At 53.6% G+C, this 19,971-nt stretch carries 16 protein-coding genes; 5 read left to right on the plus strand and 11 right to left on the minus strand.

The window, feature by feature from the left end; translation table 11 throughout:
• From LEPIL_RS01645 to LEPIL_RS01655, 3 genes are all read right to left on the minus strand, one after another.
• Positions 1 to 381, minus strand: coding sequence for a rhodanese-like domain-containing protein (locus LEPIL_RS01645; protein ID WP_002769312.1), 381 nt, complete (start codon positions 379 to 381; stop codon positions 1 to 3).
• Positions 382 to 672: 291 nt separating this feature from the next.
• Positions 673 to 1,290, minus strand: coding sequence for a gamma carbonic anhydrase family protein (locus LEPIL_RS01650; protein ID WP_002769318.1), 618 nt, complete (start codon positions 1,288 to 1,290; stop codon positions 673 to 675).
• Positions 1,291 to 1,335: 45 nt separating this feature from the next.
• Entirely contained in the window at positions 1,336 to 4,449 is a 3,114-nt protein-coding gene (locus LEPIL_RS01655; protein WP_078123253.1) for an AAA family ATPase, read from the minus strand.
• A gap of 247 nt (positions 4,450 to 4,696) precedes the next feature.
• Between LEPIL_RS01655 and LEPIL_RS01660 the strand changes: the two genes are divergently transcribed.
• On the plus strand, positions 4,697 to 5,470 hold the full coding sequence (locus LEPIL_RS01660) for an SDR family NAD(P)-dependent oxidoreductase (RefSeq protein WP_002769322.1): 774 nt from the start codon (positions 4,697 to 4,699) through the stop codon (positions 5,468 to 5,470).
• Between the two features lie 85 nt (positions 5,471 to 5,555).
• On the opposite strand, the gene rpmF is transcribed toward LEPIL_RS01660, so the two are convergent.
• Together rpmF and ltrA are read right to left on the minus strand one after the other, a co-directional pair.
• Positions 5,556 to 5,750: a 50S ribosomal protein L32 gene (rpmF, locus tag LEPIL_RS01665; RefSeq protein WP_002769324.1), complete on the minus strand. Its 195-nt coding sequence runs from the start codon at positions 5,748 to 5,750 to the stop codon at positions 5,556 to 5,558.
• A 225-nt stretch (positions 5,751 to 5,975) separates the two neighbouring features.
• Positions 5,976 to 7,337: a group II intron reverse transcriptase/maturase gene (gene ltrA / locus LEPIL_RS01670; protein ID WP_002769328.1), complete on the minus strand. Its 1,362-nt coding sequence runs from the start codon at positions 7,335 to 7,337 to the stop codon at positions 5,976 to 5,978.
• Between the two features lie 803 nt (positions 7,338 to 8,140).
• On the opposite strand from ltrA, the gene pheS reads away from it, so the two are divergent.
• A complete protein-coding gene (gene pheS / locus LEPIL_RS01680) occupies positions 8,141 to 9,166 on the plus strand; it encodes a phenylalanine--tRNA ligase subunit alpha (protein WP_040919302.1) in 1,026 nt (341 codons plus the stop codon).
• Between the two features lie 69 nt (positions 9,167 to 9,235).
• Positions 9,236 to 11,806, plus strand: coding sequence for a phenylalanine--tRNA ligase subunit beta (gene pheT / locus LEPIL_RS01685; RefSeq protein ID WP_002769334.1), 2,571 nt, complete (start codon positions 9,236 to 9,238; stop codon positions 11,804 to 11,806).
• A 384-nt stretch (positions 11,807 to 12,190) separates the two neighbouring features.
• Here the strand turns inward: pheT and LEPIL_RS01690 are convergent, their stop codons facing one another.
• The 5 genes from LEPIL_RS01690 to LEPIL_RS01710 form a co-directional block, all read right to left on the minus strand.
• Positions 12,191 to 12,868 carry a hypothetical protein gene (locus LEPIL_RS01690; RefSeq protein WP_002769339.1) on the minus strand — a complete coding sequence of 226 codons (678 nt, stop codon included), beginning with the start codon at positions 12,866 to 12,868 and terminating at the stop codon, positions 12,191 to 12,193.
• Between the two features lie 511 nt (positions 12,869 to 13,379).
• Positions 13,380 to 14,063 carry a hypothetical protein gene (locus LEPIL_RS01695; RefSeq protein ID WP_002769341.1) on the minus strand — a complete coding sequence of 228 codons (684 nt, stop codon included), beginning with the start codon at positions 14,061 to 14,063 and terminating at the stop codon, positions 13,380 to 13,382.
• Positions 14,060 to 14,341 carry a hypothetical protein gene (locus tag LEPIL_RS01700; protein ID WP_143464761.1) on the minus strand — a complete coding sequence of 94 codons (282 nt, stop codon included), beginning with the start codon at positions 14,339 to 14,341 and terminating at the stop codon, positions 14,060 to 14,062. The genes LEPIL_RS01695 and LEPIL_RS01700 overlap by 4 nt, the downstream gene beginning before the upstream one ends.
• The gene (locus tag LEPIL_RS01705) at positions 14,313 to 15,005 is read right to left on the minus strand and encodes a hypothetical protein (RefSeq protein WP_002769344.1); all 693 of its coding nucleotides are present in this window, start codon (positions 15,003 to 15,005) and stop codon (positions 14,313 to 14,315) included. Before LEPIL_RS01705 ends, LEPIL_RS01700 begins: the two co-directional genes overlap by 29 nt.
• Positions 15,002 to 16,483, minus strand: coding sequence for an RHS repeat-associated core domain-containing protein (locus tag LEPIL_RS01710; RefSeq protein ID WP_002769346.1), 1,482 nt, complete (start codon positions 16,481 to 16,483; stop codon positions 15,002 to 15,004). Before LEPIL_RS01710 ends, LEPIL_RS01705 begins: the two co-directional genes overlap by 4 nt.
• Positions 16,484 to 17,151: 668 nt before the next feature.
• Here LEPIL_RS01710 and LEPIL_RS01720 point away from each other — a divergent pair.
• The gene (locus LEPIL_RS01720) at positions 17,152 to 18,387 is read left to right on the plus strand and encodes an IS256 family transposase (RefSeq protein WP_002769350.1); all 1,236 of its coding nucleotides are present in this window, start codon (positions 17,152 to 17,154) and stop codon (positions 18,385 to 18,387) included.
• A 249-nt stretch (positions 18,388 to 18,636) separates the two neighbouring features.
• Here the strand turns inward: LEPIL_RS01720 and LEPIL_RS21435 are convergent, their stop codons facing one another.
• Positions 18,637 to 19,149, minus strand: a complete 513-nt coding sequence (locus LEPIL_RS21435; RefSeq protein WP_002769352.1) for a phasin-related domain-containing protein — start codon at positions 19,147 to 19,149, stop codon at positions 18,637 to 18,639.
• Between the two features lie 251 nt (positions 19,150 to 19,400).
• On the opposite strand from LEPIL_RS21435, the gene LEPIL_RS01730 reads away from it, so the two are divergent.
• Positions 19,401 to 19,796, plus strand: coding sequence for a TraR/DksA family transcriptional regulator (locus LEPIL_RS01730; protein WP_002769354.1), 396 nt, complete (start codon positions 19,401 to 19,403; stop codon positions 19,794 to 19,796).
• Positions 19,797 to 19,971: the final 175 nt, after the last annotated feature.

A 19,971-nucleotide genomic window follows, 5' to 3' on the forward strand; every position in this document is an offset into this window, starting at 1 on the left:
TCAGCATTTTCCGGTCGGGCAAGGCATCGACGACTGGTTGATGCCGTTAAAGGCCTTGGTGTAACCGGCGCGGCGCACCTGATCAAGCGCTATGCCCGAACGGCGACCGGAACGACAGTAGAGCACGATCGGGCGGTTCGTATCGGCGCCAAGTTCGTTCATACGGCGATCGATCTCATCAAGCGGGATGTTCACTGCTCCAGGATAGTGTCCCGATGCAAACTCTGCCGGAGTACGCACATCGACAATGAGCGCCCCGTCTTTAATCGCCTGCTCGATGGCAGAAGGTCCGGACGGGGACGCCCCGGAAGGGTTCGAAGAATTCGAAGGGCTGCACGAAGCAAGAGAAACGGCCATAACAGCAAGAACAAGGAAACGCATACACACCTCTTTCGGGATATACCCCCGATGGGTATAAAGAACAGAAGGCATCGCCGCCCGTAAAGCATTTTTTCAGGCCTGAAGTTACGGCCGCTCAAGGCAGGAGTCGGAGCATCAGGCGATTGATTACCGGATACAGAGTCACCGCACCAGACGGAAGCTGTGGAAACGGTTTCATCAGATCTGCTCCTGTTACCTCTACAGGTAGAAAAGCAGTCAGATGTACAAAAATTATTTTGCCGTCATGTACGCCGGTAAGACCGGTGTCTCATCACCCTGACGGGCCCCGACCTACTTAAAATCGCGATCAAACATCTCTTTGAGAATACGACGTGCCTCGACCTCAGAAGCGTTGTGCTCCTCGGACGACACGGGCCCGAATTCGCCTTTTTCGTAGCGGCGGGCCAGCCTGATATATTCAAGGGATCCCATTACGGTTAACAGCGTACGGGCCTTATTCTCGTAAACCTTCACATCGCCGTCTTTCGCCACGACAAGGGCAAAGGGCGGGATTTTCATGCCGCCGCGAATCAGACATCCGGCGGTGATCATCGCCCCGTCGCCGATCTGTGCGCCGTCGAGTACGATCGTACCGATACCGACAAGACAGGCTCGCCCGATCGAACATCCGTGCAGCATCACCTTATGCCCGACTAACGTATAATCGCCGATGGTCAGACGGCCGCCTGAATCCGTATGCAGGATGCTGCCGTCCTGTATGTTCACACCACGACCGATCTCGATTGCTCCGAGGTCGGCACGCAGCACCGTCGACGGCCAGATCGAGCAATGCTCGCCCAGCGTCACGTTCCCTATTACGCTCGAAGACGGATGCAGAAAGACGCTGTCGGGTTGCGCATTCACACAGCGATGATTCGGCGAATCTTCAAGCGAGAAGCCTTTGCTCATGTTATTTATCCTTAATTCTCCGTTAAACAATGCAGCGATGCGCTATCAGATCTCATGATATCGATGTATCAATGAAGAGATCTCCTGAGCAAGCATCGATGGAAGCGACGTGTAGTTCACATCGGTGATCGACAGATGATGACGGAACAGCGCCTGCGAGAGGTTGCGCGGACCAAGGCCCACTCCAAGCATAATAATGCCCCGAGATTCGAGTCTATCGATCTGCTCTTTCAGCTCACGCGTATCGCGCGACGAAAGATCCTTCTCGACGGTGACGCGGGCCCTCGCCCCTCTGAAATCCGAGCTCATCACGAGAATGCGCGTCTTTGCGTCGGCCGAGAACATCGTCGACAGCTCGTCGAGGATCTGGAACTCCGACACCGTATCGCCGTGCCAGTCGGCGGCTAACCCATGAAAAAGCTCGCTCTGGCGATCGGGGCCCCAGATGTCGTCGATCAGCTTATGCCATTGCAGATCGATGTCGATCTTCTGATTGGTCAGATCGGAGTAGCCGATCGCGCCGAAGGCGATGCGATGTGTGTCGAGGATTTCGGCCGCGCTCATGATGGCGACAAGCACGGCGACGGAGTATTCAAAGTTAAAGATGCGGCGGCCTTTATTCAGGGCGAACAGCACCTCCACTCCGCGCAGGCGATCCTCGTCTATGCGAATCGTCGTTTTATCAAAGATGCGATCATCGCCTTTGCCCGATAGATACGACAGATACTTGCGCGCATCTACGCGGGAGCCTTCGGCTCGATGACGTCGACGGATCTGCACGTCCGGATCGAGAAGATGTTCGAGATCAAGGCTGACGCGCTCGAGTTCAGGAGCGAAGATCTCGATGAACTCTTCAAGCGAAACGCCGAGATTGTAGCTCCACAGCGGACGGCGCTTTTTCAGGAACTCTTTGTAAAGCTCTTCGGTACGGTAGCCCCATGCGCCGCCGCCCTGACCCGGTTCGCCTACGCCTTTATTGCCCTTAGTGTCGGCACCATACCAGGCATCTTCGCCCTCTTTCGTCGAGCCGCCCGTTTCGGGAGTGTTGAGGTTGATGCCTTTTTTCAGCTTCTGCGGTTCTCTGTTCCAGGAGGCCTTGCCGGTCGTCGCATCACGCCAGTGTTCCTCCTGATTCCAGTTCACCTTCCCTTTAACGGGCGGCTTCAGGTTGAGGCTTTTTTTTTTCGATACCGATTCAAACTCCCGAAGCAGGGTGTTCAGATCGGTACCGTCAAGCATCTTCTCAAGAGCCTGAAGCATCATCTGCCGCTCCGGCGGATCGCCGATCTCATTGATGTAGGCGATCGACGCCCCTTCGCTGATCGCCTCTCGCAGCTTCTCGGCGGTGAGGTTCTCGGGTTCGGCGGCGGCCCATCCGACAAGGTCGACGAAACGCAGAAGGTTTGTCAGGCCGTAGCGATACGGCTGCATGCGCGTCGCGCCGATCTCACGTTTCTCGGCCTTCGTGCGTGCAAAGACATGATACTGTAGAATGAGCGTCGTAAGAGAAGATCCCTCGCCTTCTTCAAGCGACAGTGCATGTTCGATGATGCCGCGCAGGCTTTCTGCGTCGACGACGGGCGGAACGACAAAGGCCGAGAAGCGATTTCGAAAGGCCCGCGAAACGGTCGGCGTCGTCTTCTGTAAACGAAAGTATTTCACGCCGAACACATGGGCGCCGTCTTTCAGCTTTAAAGGTTCCGATTCTCCGCTTTCTGCCGGAAGCGACATCGCACGCGCATCGTCCATGAGCATGTTCATCTTCTCGACAAGCTCCGGACCGGCGGCCTCAAGGCCCTGGATCAGGAGCACTCCGCCGCTGCGCAGGCCGTCGGTTAACGGTCCGTCCACCCATTCGACCTGATCTTTGCCGGCCGGCTTGAGACCGCCGAGAACGTCAGAGGTGTGCATGCCGCGCGAAAGCGAGATGGCGTGCACGGGCAGACCGGCGAGGTCGGCGAAGAAACGGGCGTAGGCGTCGGGCTCTACGTCGGCGTCGGATTCAAGCAGCACGTTCTCTTTAAACTGTAACGAACGGGCTACTGCCTCGGCCACATCAAGGCGGGCCGGCACAAGGGCGAAATTACCCAACGCTCGCTCCACGCGCTCCTGACGATCCGATCCGAGAAGCGGCAGACGCGCTCGCCCGATGTCGATACGTCCGCCTTCGATATCGACGTGGATCTCGATCCTGCGTTTTGCCTTCGAGATGTAAGAACCGAATCCGTCTTCTTTCAGAACGTCTTCGATCGTTTCACGAAGAAGCGCACGATCCTCTTCGGTGCGAAACGGCCTGATAAAGATATCGTTCAGTTCAAGCATCAGATGCTCGGGCTGTCCTTCGAGTCGGGCGGCCAGGCGTTTCAGATTGCGCAGATTAAAATGAAAACGCTCGAGGTCGCGCGTGCCCACCTTCTTACGCACGACAAGCTCTTCAACGGAGCGACAGATGCGCACAATCGTTCGCAGCACATCTTCGGGGATGGCGTTATACAATCCGGCGAGGATAGAGACGAGCTCTTCGTCGGGATACGGATCAAGGTAGACGGTTGTGAAATACTTCTGAATCTCACGCGGAAGCGGCTTTCGTCCCTCAAAACCCTCGGACGGGTTCTGCGTCGCCACAAACGAGAATCCCCGGTGCGGCTCGATGACGGAGCCATCGCCTTCGAGGATCTGCAAACGACGCTCTGTGAACACCGACTGAAAGCGCTTGAGGACTTCAGGCGAGGCGAGGTTCATCTCATCGGCCACAAAGGTAGCTCCCTGACGCAGGGCAGCTGACAGGGCGCCATCCGACCAGACAAAACCGCCGGGCTGAATACGGTAGGAACCGACCAGGTCTTCGGGAAGCGTATCTTCGTTAAAGCTGTAGCGAATCGTCGGATGCTTGCGCAAGGCGTTGATATAATAGATAAGAGCGTTTTTACCGACGCCTGCGTCGCCCACAAGCAGCAGGTTATGGCCTCGCAGAAGCGGCGGCAGGATCTTGCGCAGGTTGGCACGCGTGGCCGGCGTCAGAACGATGTCGGTCTGAGGAATCCATCCCGGATCACCCTGAAATACAGGCAGGCGAAGGCCTTCCAGCTCGATAAAATCTACGGAATCACTCATTCCAAGCTCCTTCTGCTCGCCGCGAGGCGAATCCAGCAATCTCATCTTTGACTTTTCAGTCAATCCGCTTTGCCCGGAAAAAGAGGACGCCTGAGAGCAGGAGTTCTGTCCTTGCGGGCAGTACCAGCTAAATTCTTATAGACCGTTCGGTCCACTTTTTTGTGAGACTCTGGAGGTCTGTCGGTGGGTTTTTCTACCTGGGTTTTCTAAGCGGATTTTTCTGATTCGGTTTTTATACGTGGTTTTTCTGTGTGGGCTTTGACTTCTGCCACCATCTTCCGTTGTTTGACGCATGACTCTTTATACTCTGATCACCGGAGCCTCAAGCGGCATCGGGCTTGAGCTGGCAAAAATCTTTGCCGAAAACGGACATCCTCTGATCCTCACCGCACGCAGCACTGACCGTCTGGAGGCGATAGCGAAAGAGCTGCGCAGCCGGTTTGATATCGAGATCCATGTGATCCCCGCCGATCTGAGCCAGCCGCAGGCACCGAAGAAGCTCTATGATACGATTAAGAGGAAGAAGCTGGCCGTCGAAAACCTTGTGAATAACGCAGGCATTGCCACGCACGGGCCTTTTATCGATACTCCCTGGGAGCAGGAACGGGGCATGCTTCAGCTGAATATCGTCAGCCTGATCGAACTGACGCATCTCTTCCTACCGCAGATGAAAGAGCGTCGTAGCGGGTCGATCCTGAACGTCGCCTCGACGGCGGGCTTTCAGCCGGGGCCGTATATGACGAACTATTACGCCTCAAAATCGCATGTGCTTTTCTTTTCAGAGGGCCTTGCCGTTGAACTCAAGCCCCATCGCATCAGTGTGACGGTGCTCTGCCCCGGACCGACTGAAACGCCTTTCTTCGATGCTGCCGGCATGCGCGATACGCAGCTTGTGAACAGTCCGCTTGTGATGTCGGCCGAAAAGGTGGCACGGATCGGCTATGACGCCTGGCTGCGCAAGAAGCTGATCGTCATTCCGGGCTTTGTGAACTGGTTCATGGCGACTACGGTCGGACTCATGCCCCGTTTCGCCGTGCGCGCCCTTGTTGGATACCTGAATCGATAGCAGGATTTTTGCGATACTTTCGATAGAAACGCAGAAAGAGCAGACCAGCTGCTCTTTCTCGCTTCTCGGATGCTGAAAATGAAAATCAGCCGCGTTCTACGGTCTTGCTGAAGACGTGATGCACACGGTCTTTGTAGAAGCCACAGGTCGGACATACGCGATGCGGTTTAATGAAAGAACCGCAGTTTTTGCAGGCGACCAGATTCGGCTTGCCCAGAGCATGATGCGCTCTACGCGAACGGGTTTTCTGTTTCGATATTTTACGTTTGGGCAGTGCCATGGTCTCAATCCGATTTGGAGTTTCGGACCAGTTCAACGACGGCAGGCATCAGAGCAACCTTTTTTTCACCCGATTGCCGCCCGCTGGCCCGTTAAAGCCGACAGCAGAAGGAAACCAGTAGAGTAGAGAGGGTGCCGGAAGCCCGGCAGCCCTCCCCCTCGTCAAACCGGACGTGCAGATTTCCCGCATCCGGCTTTCCCGAAAACAGACCATCCCAGAGCGTATTCATTTGAGATAGAGCAGTCCCATTTTGCTTATCTGGGAGTAGAAGCTCACACCATTCGGCGGGCGAAAACCACGCTGACTTCTTCTCTTTAAATGCACTGTTAAGCGATGAACTGTATAGGAGTTGACTTTTCTAAAGGAAGCCGCTGGATAACCGAAGCGAAAATAATTTGACCAGCCGACAAGGGTTCTGTTGATACCGCCTATCATCTCATCAATAGGTTGATAGCACATCTTCTTGCCCGTCATGATCTTAAGCCTATCCCGCATCCGCTGCACGGCTTTCTTAGAGGGTAACACATTCAAATAGTCTCGATTTCTGCCCTTGAGATCGCGATCAAACCGAAAGGTAAACCCGAGAAAATCCAGACTCGCTTTCTTCTCCTTCAAGTTGACTGTCTTCGTCTTGTCACGATTGATCTTAAGACCCATGCGGGCTTCAATGAATCCCTCAACAAAATCGGTGAGGCGATCCGATTGATACCGGGCCAACACGACAAAGTCATCCGCATAACGAACAAGTTTTGCGTTGGCCCACACAGCGGGTCCGTTACGACCATGAAACACCTTATCGAAGTAATGTAGAAACAGGTTCGCGAGCAGCGGGGAGATCACTCCCCCCTGAGGCGTTCCCTGTTTCGATCTTGCGATGCGTGGTGGACTCCCTTTATCGTCGGGGGGTTCAACCACAGGCGTCTTCAACCACATCCGGATCAGTCGCAAGACCGACCTGTCACTGATTCTCTGCTCAACGCAGAGAATCAGTTTGTCATGTGGGATGGAATCGAAGTATCCTTTGAGATCAGCATCATATACAGCCTGAAAACCCGACAGAATATGACTTCTGATTTCTGCGAGCGCTGTATGTGCAGATCTTTTCGGTCTGAACCCGTAGGAACAGTCGAGAAAATCAGCCTCATAGATAGGCTCGATAATCAGGAGAGTCGCCATTTGCACGACTCGGTCTTTAATCGTCGGAATGCCAAGAGGACGGCGTCTTCCATCCGGCTTCGCAATATACTTCCTGCGGACCGGGCTTGGTCTGTACGTCTTCTCTTTCAGTTCCTTCTGTATCGATTCAAGAAATGCTTTCGCACCTCCTTTGCTGTTCTCAATTTGTTTGAAGGTTATCCCGTCAACGCCGGGAGAACCGCGATTCGCTTTCACTCGTGAATACGCCGCCTCCAGAACGTCCATCCTGAAGATACGATCATAAAGCACGTAAAATTTGAAGCGTGGTTCGTTCCTCGCCTTGTGATAGAGTTTCGATCTCAAAAGAGCGAGCTTCTCGGAAAGTCCCTTCTGGTTAAGCGGTATCGCTGCCTCAGTTCCCTTTCCTTCTTCCGTAGAGGATGTTTCCATCAAGCGGTCTTACTCCTTTTCTTATCCAAACTTGTTTTCGGCAGAGTCCCTTCGCTCCACCGGAATTACCCGACTTCCTCGCTACTATGGACTCCTCCGACTCCCGATGAGGATGAGTCACAGTTATGGATTCCTGTCACTCGTTGCCGAATCCCTCACCGGGCCTCCCAGGTTCCTCATGTCTTCCTTCTGCAAGTGCTATCCGCTCTGACCCCGAGCAGCCAGTCGGGTGCTAACCATTGCTTCCCCGACCGTGTCAGGCTTCACCAACTCCGAGAGGCTGGCCGCTGCTAATGGTGTAACGAGGCTCATGTCGGTTCACTTTTGTTACGGCCCTTACATTTGATCCGCGTGGCTTCACCCAAATGGATTACTCCAGCAGATGCACGCTTCACTACCCGCCGAATGGCTAATTGCGGGGTGGGTACCTTTCAACCCACGGGAGAACACAGGCTTATCCTGGCGCACCGGAGGCACGGAGGAGAACCGTGGCGTAGTGGAAGAAGAAATGAACCACGGAGGCACGGAGGAAATCCAGAAGGAAAGTCGGGAGCAGGGGTAGGATGGTCGGTATCGGTGCCGTTGGATTCTTTGATCTTTTCTTTGTTCGCGCTTTTCGAGTATTTCGTGGACTGAGGAACTCTTTCTCCTCCCTGCCTTCCTCCTCCGTGCCTCCGTGGTTAAATCCCTTCAATTTACGGCTACCGATCTTATCGAAAAGACTTTACACGTTAATGCTCTCTTCGAGCTTGAAAAAGAAGTCTTCCTCTCTTACTTCAACCATCCGCAACTCTGAGGGCGCCATGTCGTTAAAACAGGATATTGAACTCATCCATTCTTCTGCACTGCAGACGCTGGAAACTACCGATCTTGCCGGTCTGCGCGATCTGCATCAGGAGATCCTCGGCAAGAAAGGTCGCCTCACCGAAACCCTGAAATCCCTCAAAGATCTATCGGTCGATGAGAAGCGCGAGATCGGATCGCTGGCCAACCGCTATCGCGAAGAGCTTGAGACGCGCTTTCGGGAACGACAGTCCGAGCTTGAAAGAAAGGCAGAGGCGGATCGTCTTTCCACCGAGCATTTTGATGCGCTTCGTCCCGTCGCTCGCTCGCACGGGCATATGCATCCGATGTCGCGCATCCAGTACGAGGTCGAAGATCTTTTTCTTCAGATGGGATTCCGTCTGATGGATGGCCCCGAGGTCGAAACCGATGAGAATAACTTCGGCAACCTGAACTTCTCGGACGATCATCCCGCCCGCGATATGCAGGATACGTTCTGGACCGAAGAGGGCTTCCTTCTGCGCACGCATACGTCGTCGGTGCAGGTGCGCGCCATGCAGTCGCTCAAGCCGCCGTTTCGCATCGTGGCGCCCGGCCGCGTCTATCGCTATGAAGAGACCGACGCATCGCATGAGAATACGTTCTATCAATGCGAAGGCATGATGGTCGATCGTAACATCTCAACGGCGCATCTCATTCACGTGATGAAGACCTTTCTTTCGGCCTTCTTTGAGCGCGAGGTGACGGTGCGTCTGCGACCGGGCTACTTCCCTTTCGTCGAGCCCGGCTTCGAGCTCGATATTCGCTGCCTGATCTGCGGCGGCGACGGCTGCCCCGTATGCAAGCACTCGGGCTGGGTGGAGCTGCTTCCCTGCGGCCTTGTGCATCCGAACGTGCTTCGTGCCGGCGGTATCGATCCCGAAGAGTGGAGCGGATTCGCCTTCGGTATGGGACTTTCGCGTCTCGTCATGATGCGTCATGAGATCGAAGACATCCGACATTTTCTTTCGGGTAACCTTCGCTTTTTACAGCAGTTCTCAGGGTAACGACTCTGAAACTCGGCCCCCATTCAAATTGATAACTCATTCCCGAAAAGGCATTACGGATAACGCTCTATGAAACTCTCTCTTTCCTGGATTTCGGATTACGTCGACATTAAAGGCATCAAGATCGAAGACCTCGTACACCGGCTGACGATGTCTACGTGCGAGGTCGAAGAATACTTTGACACCCTGCCCTTCTTCAAGCAGCTGATCGTCGCCGAGGTGCGACAGTGCGAGAAACATCCGGATTCCGACCATCTTTCGAAATGCGTCGTCTTCGACGGCACCGAGGAACGGTCGGTCATCTGCGGAGCGACAAACGTGCGAGCCGGCATCTTCGTCGCCTTTGCTCCAGTCGGCGCCGTGCTGCCCATGGCAGACGGCGAGCTGCGCATTGAGAAGCGCAAGATTCGCGGCGCGCTTTCTGAGGGCATGATCTGCTCGGCAAAAGAACTGAAGATCGATTCGGTGCTCGGCGACAACGGCGGCATCATCATACTGAACGAGCTTGATCCGGCGTATTTCGGAGCCTCGCCGGCCGCGACGAAAGCGAAGAAGGTCGAGCTGAAGGCCGGTCTGCCGCTCGACGAAATCTTTCCGTATAACGATACGGTCATCGACATCGACAACAAGTCGATCACGCATCGCGCCGACCTTTGGTGTCATTTCGGATTCGCCCGCGAGATTGCCGCCATCTTCAAGAAGAAACTGAAACACGATCCCGTCGCCGAGGCGCTTGCCCAGGCGAAAGAGATCAAGGCCGTCGCCTCTTTGCCGAAGAAAAACATCGAGATCGTCGGTGATGCGGCGTTAACCTATCAGGGCATGCACTGTGACGGCGTTCAGGTAACGTCGGCGCCGGTATGGATGAAGCTGCGGCTCTCTGCGATCGGCCAGAAGAGCATCAATAACGTCGTCGACGCCTCGAACTATGTCATGTTTGAGATCGGGCAGCCGAATCACTGCTTCGATGCCGCCAATCTGAAAAGCGATACGATTCTCTGCTCGGCGGCAAAGGCAAAGACATCGTTTGTCGCTCTTGACGAGCAGACCTACGAGTTGCCTGCCGGTTCTATTTTCGTTTACGATGGAAAGGCTGAGGCTCAGTCTGCCGTCGCCCTTGCCGGCGTGATCGGCGGACAGACATCGTCCATTCAGCCGACGACGCAGAGCATCTTCATCGAATCGGCGACGTTTCCGCGCGATCGCATCAGACGGGCGCTCTCTGCCGGAGCGCCTCGCACGGAATCGGCCCGTCGATTCGAGAAAGGCCAGGACCCGGTGAAGGCGCCGGCGGCGATCTATCGTATCGTATCGCTGCTGACAGCGACAAGCCCCGATCTGCGTTGCGGAGCGTTAACCCAGGCGTGGACCGTCGACAAGAAGCCCCGTCAGAATCACATTCCGATCACGCTTGAGTTTTTACACAACCGCCTCGGCTTCGCTCTGAAGCCCGAACAGTTCGCCGACATCCTTCACCGACTGCATTTCGAGGTGAAAGAGAAAGGGACGAAGTTCGACGTTATCGTTCCGTCTTTTCGTTCGTATTTCGACGTGCAGATTCCCGAAGACCTTGTTGAAGAGATCGGTCGTATCTATGGCTACGACAATATCACGCCCGTTCCGGCGCCCGTTGCCGTTGAACAACCCACGCCCAATCGTCGCCGTGTTTTCGAGCGCCTGCTGAAAGAGCGCATGATCCGTCAGAGCGGCTACGACGAGACGATGAACTACAGCTTCGCCTCTTCAGAGGATAACGCCCTCTTCGGCGGACGCGGCATCACGCTGCGCAATCCGGTCCAGAGCGATCGCAGCGAGATGCGTCGGTCACAGCTTCCCGGGCTTCTTGCTCAGGCCGTCATCAATCAGGACCGTTTCGCCTCCGTATCGCTCTTTGAGCTGGGTCGCATCTTTATTCCATCGGGAAAAAAAGGCGTGCTTCCCGAAGAGCCCGTGAAGCTTTCGCTTGTGCATCTTGAAGACGGCGCTGACGCTCGCGACACACGCGTTACGGGCACAGAGCGTACATCGGATAACGCCCTCGCCGTCTTTCTGGAACATCGCCGGCGTATGGAAGAGGTGCTGCAATCGTTGAACATTCCCTTCTCGATGCATCTAACGGGGGATGATGCGCGCACATCCGGAGCTTCCGTCGAGCCCGCGTTTTATCTTCATCCGAAATGTCAGGTTGCCTTTGTTTCGGGGAATCAAACGCTGGGCAGCATCGGTCTGTGTCATCCCGACTTCAGTCGTCGGGCCGGCATCAAACGCCCCATCTGCGTGATCGGCGACTTCGACTTCGAAGCCCTCTTTCAACTGTGGAATACGAACCGCACGCATAATACGTATCGGCCGCCTTCCGTGCATCCGGCATCGGAGTTTGATCTTACGCTGATGCTTGCAGAGAACGCGTCCACGGCAGCGCCGGTCGCCGTGATCGAATCGCTGAAGATTCCCGAACTGCGATCGATCGAGCTTCTGACGATCTACTCCGGCGATCCCATTCCCGCCGGAAGCATGGCCGTCAGCTACCGAGCTCGACTGCAATCCGATGCAGGCGGTATCTCGGGCGAACGACAGCATGAGATCCTGATGTCGGCCGTTGCAGCGCTGGAGAAGGCCGGTTATCCGCTAAGGAAATAAGGCGAACCCGCCCCGCACCCTCGACCCGGCGGGTGGTGAATCACGCCTGCACCGCACTCCTCACCCCGCGGGTGGCACTTTGTTATCTGGTTGAGTGCCAGGCGGGGATTCGGGTGGGTGCAGGCTTGATGGCCTTTGCGGCTAACGTTTACGGGCGCATCGGTTATCAGATGTTCTCTGCGCATATACGAATGCCTCCAACCGTCGGGCTCTTGCGTCGAGCGACTCCCCGCTGTCGGCAAAGGCGATTGGAAGGGCTGGCAGGTTAAGCAGCGGGTCCCCTCTTCGCCGCGGCGATCCCTTGCGCGGGCTTTACGGGAGCATATTGAATTTGCCTGAAGATGCATACCGATCGGAAATGATGTGATTCAACGAGGGAAGTAATTACCGCGGAACCTTCCATATGTGGTTTTTTTCTTCAACAGAGCCAGTCGAACGTATTTGCAGGTACTTTGCTGCGACGTTTTGGATTCGTCGATCAACGGGATCTGGCTTTGCGCAAGCCCCTTGGCGCTCGTAGCAGACCAGCAGATCAACGTTCTTCCTAACTGCATCTTGTATTGCCTCACGCGTGACCACAACTAAAGGAAGACGGGCTGAGCCAGTCTCACCGCCCGATATCCTATCTGACTGACTTTCTACGGTTATGATACTGCCGTCAGGATCAATTATCTTGAAGCTGATAGTCGCGGTACTTTGTGCTTCAGCCATAACGACAGCAACATATGCCGAATATTGAAAATCAACGATAGCGACATTGAGTCGTTTTTCATTTCCCAGACAATTCCCGGCATTTATTCTACGGACTTCGTAAAAAGCTGATAACTCGCCGACTACAATATCTTCTAAGAATAGTCCAGGCTGAATGAATAATCCGAAATTCCCGTTTAAAGGATATTTATCATTCGTACCATCAATGGCAAGACAGAGGTGCTTCTGTCGCATCGGCTGATTGGCTTTCTGTACTGGTAATCTTCCCAGCGTCATCGTCGTCGAACATGAGGTCAAAAGCAAGCTCAGTATTGCGATAGTTGAGCTAAGTCGAATTTGATCGAGATTCATAAACGCCTCTCATACATGCGGTAAATACCTTCAAACAAGTCTCCCGCCCCGTTCCAAACGAAATATGGGACACCGAGGATTCCTATCGCATCACTCTGTGTTGGCATGTCCATCTACAGGATTCGCTGACTCAAAAAGCATTCAAGAAGCCTTTTTCAAGCGAAAAAGGCTCCTATTCTGGTCGGATCTTCCGTAATTCCTCTCTAGTTTCGCGTCCAGAACGCCATTGCCCGAGGGATTCCATTGTATTTCAGCCCGAAACATTGCTTTTGATATGTGACAATTCCATTCACCAAATATCGAGCTTACGACCGGGTGGGCCAACGTGTTCATTCGTATGATTTCCAGGCTCCGAACATATCTCCATGATCCATCCCACCCGAAAGATTATCCTTGTATCGGCGGAACACCCGGAATTGTTCTCCATTTCGCGTCCCGATCACCATTCCCCGAGAGGTTCCTGTGCATTTCAGCGCGAAACACTCCTGATGAGACAGGACAACAGCAATACCTACTGAGAATTGCGCGGAACAGTCCATAAGTATCGCTGAACAACGGGTTCATCGCGGCGCTGAAGTTCGCCGTACTCTTTTGCGATTTCCAGACTATCAACCTCGTTTTTCGTTATACTTCCTTCCGGACATATAGCCAGGCCATCCATGCATGCAACTTTTTGTGCATGTTTAGTGGCTGCATCTATTATTGCCCATCGAGCGACAATAATCAAGGGCGGTTCAGAGCGGACCAGATAGTCTCCATGAAATATGGCCGACTGTGTCTCCATTTTCACGAGACTTCCGTTCTTTCCTGTAATATCAGATGACACAGCAGCCCTGGCCTGCACCGAATACACTGGAACGAGCGAGCCTATGGACCACGTATGGAACGATACCTCTCGCAACACAATGACAATACTTCGAACCGAGTTGTTGCATTCTTCTGATTCAAACACTGAATAGTATTTCGACAGTTGCTGCTTTATTACTTCCTTGAAGAAGGGGAAAGGAAACAAAAAAACACCAATACTTCGATCAGCTGGGTAGACAGTATGATCGTTGGAAAAATCGATACACAATGCCTCTGATGACTGTCCTGAAGGGTAAGGAGCTCCCAGCGTCCCAAGCGATTTAACGGTCGAACATGATGAGACAATGACTGCGAATGCAGTGAACACAACGGTCCTATTCAGTTTCATAATTTCCTCTCATATTCGCTGTAAACTTTTTCGAGCACCAAGCCTAATCCCTTCCAGACGAAGAAAGCAACGCCCAGCAATTCAAAAATATCATCAAGGCCGAGCTGAGCCATTGAATAAAGATGGCTAACGGTATTGCCGGCTATAACATCGTAGACCATGCCAGCGTGTCCCAAGCAAATAAACCCCAGCTTCAGGCCCAGCCAGAATGGCTTATATTTCAACAAGATAAGACCGGACAACCGTTCTTCAAAACCACGAACTAAAGGAATACCCAAAGATCGAATACTCAACCTTTGGCTCCCCGGCCATTTTGATCTTATTGTACTCGGCGATAGCCCCCTTTATTGTTTGCTGCTCATCTTTTTGATTACTACATTCAGTTAGTCCTTTGCTGCACGCCAGTTGTTGAACACTTTTTTTTGCAGCATCACGAATCGCTGCTCTGGCGACTACTATCATTACAATCCTGGAACTTGCCAATTCATGAATTGTGTAAGTAGCTGATGTTGCTGTTACCTTGCGCCGAGAATGATCAGGTGCAATCATATTCAACTCAATGGTTGCATAGCTTTCAGCTTCGGAAACGGGGAATGGGCCAGCCGATCCACCCATTCCCTGGAAGTGAAGATTCTGTAATGAGGCAGATACAATAGTATCGTCAACGGCACAATCTGTCCCTGTATTTACTCGGAAGTACGAGCGTAATTCTGTATTCAGAGTTGCTTCAAAAAACTCTGAAGGATCAAAATAAAAACCGAGACCCTTTCCTTCCTCATACCGCCTCTCTTTGTCAATAATGTCGAGACAAATCGATTCATGAGCAGGCAGTTCCTTCGGCGTAAATTCAACCGGTGCCCCCAGCGTCACCGTTACTCGACAACCAGAACCCAATAAGACGGCTGCAACCAGAAGCGGTATCAAACAATTGGACTTATTCATAAGCGTCGTTCATACTCATCATAAATTCTATCAAGAGCAAAGGCAAGTGCCTTCCAGCCGAACAATGGAACACCCAGGAGGGATAATTTTTCGGAAAATGCCAACTGTAGCATAGTATAGACATGGCCGTCCATGCTCAGCGACGCCACGTCATAAACCATCAAAGCGTATTTAAGGTATGTTAAACCAGTCTGTAGATAACCCCATGCAGTAGGACATGCTGCCGAAGCCCACTCCACAAATTCCAATCCCCCTGCATATCCAGAAAGAATTGCTATCGCTAATACCTGTATTGCTCCACCGAGAAAAGCTCCCGCCCTTGCGCTACTCTCATTCCAGTGAATGTTGTTAAAGCTCGATGTGCCGAGTCCGCCGAGGCCATATCCTACCGTACACCCGAGGCAGAGCATGAGTGCAAGGGATTGTACGGTGAGGGCAGCGGCTGCCGCTGTGACGACTGTGGCAGAGACAAGAAACGCTGCTGTCATCACCGTTCCCAGAGCGCCGGCAGCACCGAGAGCTACACCGGCTGAGGCCATAGAAGCGGCAAATGCTCCGGCTCCCAGAGCTGCCCCGGCCACTGCAAGGCCGGTGGCGCCGGTGATGGCCAGGGCTGCTGTTCCAAGACCGGCGGCGCCCGCGCCTGCGAGAGCTATTCCGGCCGAGGCCATAGAGGCACCAAATGCTCCGGCACCGAGAGCAGCTCCCGTTACGGCAAGGCCGGTGGCGCCGATTACGCCCATGGCCGCCGAGCCAATGCCTGCGGCACCTAATGCACCTGCACCGGCAAGTGCTACGCCAGCCGATGCCGTAGATGCAGCAAAGGCTCCTGCGCCGAGGGCTCCTCCCCCTACGGCAAGGCCGGTGGCGGCGATGGGGAATGCGGCCATGACGCCTAAGGCTGTGCCGAGTCCGCGACCGAAACTTGCCCAGCGTTTACTGCTGACAAAGGTCATCCGCTGAGCCCAGTTGCCTTTAAACCGGCTGCTGAGCCAGCTTTCTCCCGTTGGATCTGTAAAGTTGACGGGGTTGTTATTGGCATACTGGTATCTATCCCAGTTATCAAAGCCGGCACGTTCTGTATGCACGGGATCAGGCTGCAAGAAACGTCCCGTTTCTGGATCATAGAGTCGTGCTTTGTAGTTATACAGGCCGGTCTCGCGTTCCAACTCCTGTCCGGTAAACATGAACGTCTCGCCATAGTGAATGCCGTTTCTATCGGGATCGAGATCGGTGAGGTCCGAGTTCACCCTGCCAAAGGGCTCGTAGACGAATCGTGCCACGGCTACTCCGTCACTGTTTGTAACGATATCTGTAGATCCGTTATGGGTTGAGATAAAATAGAAGGCTCCGAGTACCGACATGATATTGCTCTCGCCGCCTTCTGAGCTTCCCTTGAAGAGGCCGTTGGCGAACCCGCCCCGCATCCTCGACCCGGCGGGATCAGTGTGACGGAAGAGGATGATACGGGAAAACATACCAAATGCTTCGCTCCTGGTAACACAAACCAGACGGCTATATGCGTTTGTCGGATAAGCCATGTATCAACACAATCTTCGGTATGAGCGGTATATTGATTTCGTTCTCACATTTGCTCTTTCTATTCAGGTATTCAAGGCAGGACAGCATCGCAGCCTTTTCTGCGGCGGCGCACGTACCTGGCGCTATCGTCCCGGCGAGTTCTCTCTGCAAACAGACTTCGTAAGAGCTACCCGAAAGTCCCAATATGCAGATTCTCTCCCAACCACTGGGATCTCTATACTGTTCACAGGACGCCCTTGGAGAGATGCACCCATTCATCACGCACACCAGTATAACCACACCGACCATTAATAGGGGATGAATGTTAAACCTCTCCATCTATTCCCTCCATTCTTTCGGAATATTCTCTACAGGCAAATCTGACACAGTAGCATCCGTGTCGGTTTGCAAAGGTTCTCTTGAAGTTGAGCTTCAAAAGTCTTACGTCAAAGTCGATTTTGTAGAAATCGCCCTGGGAGGCTACATCCGGTAGCCTTAAACAAGCATCCTTACAAAACAGAACGGACCCGAAGCGATTATGTCCCGAATTTAGTTAGAGTTTGAAAAGGCGGAACCCTGGCCCAAAATGGGCCGAACAACCACATTCCCTTACGGAGGGTTCCAAGTGAAGAAGAACGAACGGGCAGAAAACAGTCAAACACAAAGCCTGGCGGCCGATGAGTTTCGGGATTATATTCGAACCAGCCTCGATTCCCGTGTGCGCGAATTTGCACTCGGCTACGTAGGAGCTTTGATTCTCGAAGAAATCGAAACGTTATGCGGCAAGACAGGGGAGCATAAGAGAGGCCGTGGATTTGCTCATCGAGGCGGCAGCCAGCGAGGTTCCATTGTGCTCGATGGAGAAAGGGTGGCCATCCAGAAGCCCAGAGCTCGACGTAACGGCAAGGAGGTGAAGCTGGAGCGATATGAGATCCTTCAGGATCGCTCTGATCTTCGCGAGCATGTTGAGCGCCTGATGCTGGCGGGCATCAGCACCCGGAACTATGAAAAGACGCTGAGAAAGACAGAAGCCTCTCTCGGCCTTTCGCGGAGTGCGGTTTCGCGGGAGTTTGTGAAGTCCAGCCGTGAGTCGCTCAATCATTTGAATTCACGCAGGTTTCCTGATCAGACATTCTGGTGTATTGTTCTTGATGGCATCGTATTCGGCGGCTCTGTCGTAATCGTTGCTCTCGGGGTCGATACGGCCGGAAACAAGCATTTTCTGGGCATTTCTGAGGGGTCTACAGAGAATGCTGATAGCGCACTCAGTGTCCTTCAATCAATCGAGAGCCGTGATATCCGCTTCACAGATCGTGTGCTTGTCGTCATGGATGGATCAAAGGCTCTTGAAAAAGCGGCCAGAGAGTTCTTCGGAAAGAAGGCAGAGATCCAACTCTGCTACCTTCATAAACAGAGAAATGTTCTTGCCAAGCTCCCACGGAAGTATCATGCAGAATTCTGCAAGAGATACAAGCAGGCATTCAGCGCTAACAGTTACGAAGATGTCGCAAGCGAGATGCGGTCCGTTCTATCATGGCTCGAATCCATCAGCTACAGTGCCTCTCAGAGTCTTCAGGAGGGTTTAGAGGCACTGTTAACGCTGCATCGCATCAATATGCCGCCGAAATTGAGAACATCCTTTTACACAACCAATCTGATCGATTCGGCATTCTCGAATCCCAGATCTCAGCTTAACCGGGTTAAACGGTCAAGGCCTCAGACAGACCAGGTGCTCCGATGGGTCGGCAGTCTCCTGCTATCACAGGAGGAACAATTCCGTAAGGTGCGGTCATACACTCATATCCATGAGTTCTTAAACAGCTTCCTGGATAAAAAGATTGACGAGCGGATCTCGGCATAGGATGCATTCAGTGGGTCCCGCCTCAAAGTCTAACTATCACTGGGACATAGTCCCCGAAGCCACGAACACTGATGGAATCCACCGGGGGTTCCATAAACCCGATGCCGGCGTAAGCATACCTTTCCCCAGCCTGCTCGCTCCCCCTGCGTAGCGAAGCAGGAGTGCGAAGCGACGGCGCCTGGCGCAGCCTGGGCCCTGCGGGTCGATCGCGCCACGCGCCGGACGCAGGGGGAGCGAGCGGGCCTTGCCTTACTTCTTATGCTCGGGTTCTTCGGATTCAGAGAAAACGATGGAGACCATGCGCTCTTCGTCGGAGTGCGCCGGTTGGAAGGGATCGGTGCCGCCTTCTGTTCCGGCGATGAGCTTCTCGATGCTGTGACGGAATCGGTCGGGCGCCTGCTCTTTCAGCGATTGAGCGAGTGTCTGCATGCGATCACGCACTCCGCCCATCTCCTTTTCTCCCTGCTTCTTAATGGTATCAATCTGCCCTTCAAGGCCCGAAAGCAGCTGTTCATAGTTGCGTCCGGCCTCCTGAACGAGGCCCTGGAGCCGGGTCTCAGCCTTTGATGATACCTGACGCAGGCTTGCGATGGTTTGATCGAGGGTCTGGCGCAGGCGCTCGGCCGTTTCGGATTGATCAGCCTCTCCCTGTCGTTTCAGATTGTCATAGGAGGATTGCAGATGCTGCAGGGCCTGCCGCAGTCCCTTTTCTCCTTCTTTATAAAGGCCGATTCCGGCGTTCAGGATATCATGAATGGGCATGGTCGATCCTCGCTGAGTCCAGGTTCAGGGCTGTGAGTTTCCCGATATCGGGAGAGCTCAGGCAGCATTCTACCTCCCAGGGAATCCTGGTGCAGCGCAAAAAGCAACCATTTTCGTCGCCAGAACGCCAAAATCAGAGCTGATAGTTGAAAAACGGTTTACATCCGACTGAAAACGGCGTTGTTGACACTTTTCTGACTGGCCGGATGGGTACAGATTGATTATCTGTTCAGCCAGACTGAGAGGTGGAAATGTCCAAGAAAGAGAATCCCGCTATGCCGAAAAAGAAAGTGGATGAGTTCCGTACCATCCTGCTCAAGGAGCGGGCAGCCCTGCTTCATGATCTTGAGCTCGAACAGGATAGCTTCATTTACAACGATCAGGGAGATCTTGTCGATATCGCCGATAGCGTCATCCTGAACGACCTGATCAATCGCCTCTCTGATATGGATGCCGATAAGCTGAAACAGATCGACAGGGCGCTTGAGAAGATCGAAGACGGTAGCTACGGTATCTGCGAGGGAACGGGCAAGCCGATTCCCGAGGCGCGCCTGAAGGCCGTTCCGTGGACTCCCTACTCCATCGAATACGCCGAGTCGCTTGAAAAGACAAAGAACCGCAAGTATCCTCGCGCACCTATCGATTGACGCCTCGCTTGCATTGCCGATGTTCCGGGATCTCTTTGCGAAGGGATTCCGGATCAGCATGCGCTCCTTTTCATAGTCCATTCATTACTCAGGATTGCCTGTGCTCTGGCCCGTTGACTGTAACGGGACTCACGCTTCCATTTTATGTTCCATTTTTTGCATGACGCCAGGAGCC

Origin of the sequence: Leptonema illini DSM 21528, from assembly GCF_000243335.1 — a bacterium.
Taxonomy (GTDB): domain Bacteria; phylum Spirochaetota; class Leptospiria; order Leptospirales; family Leptonemataceae; genus Leptonema; species Leptonema illini.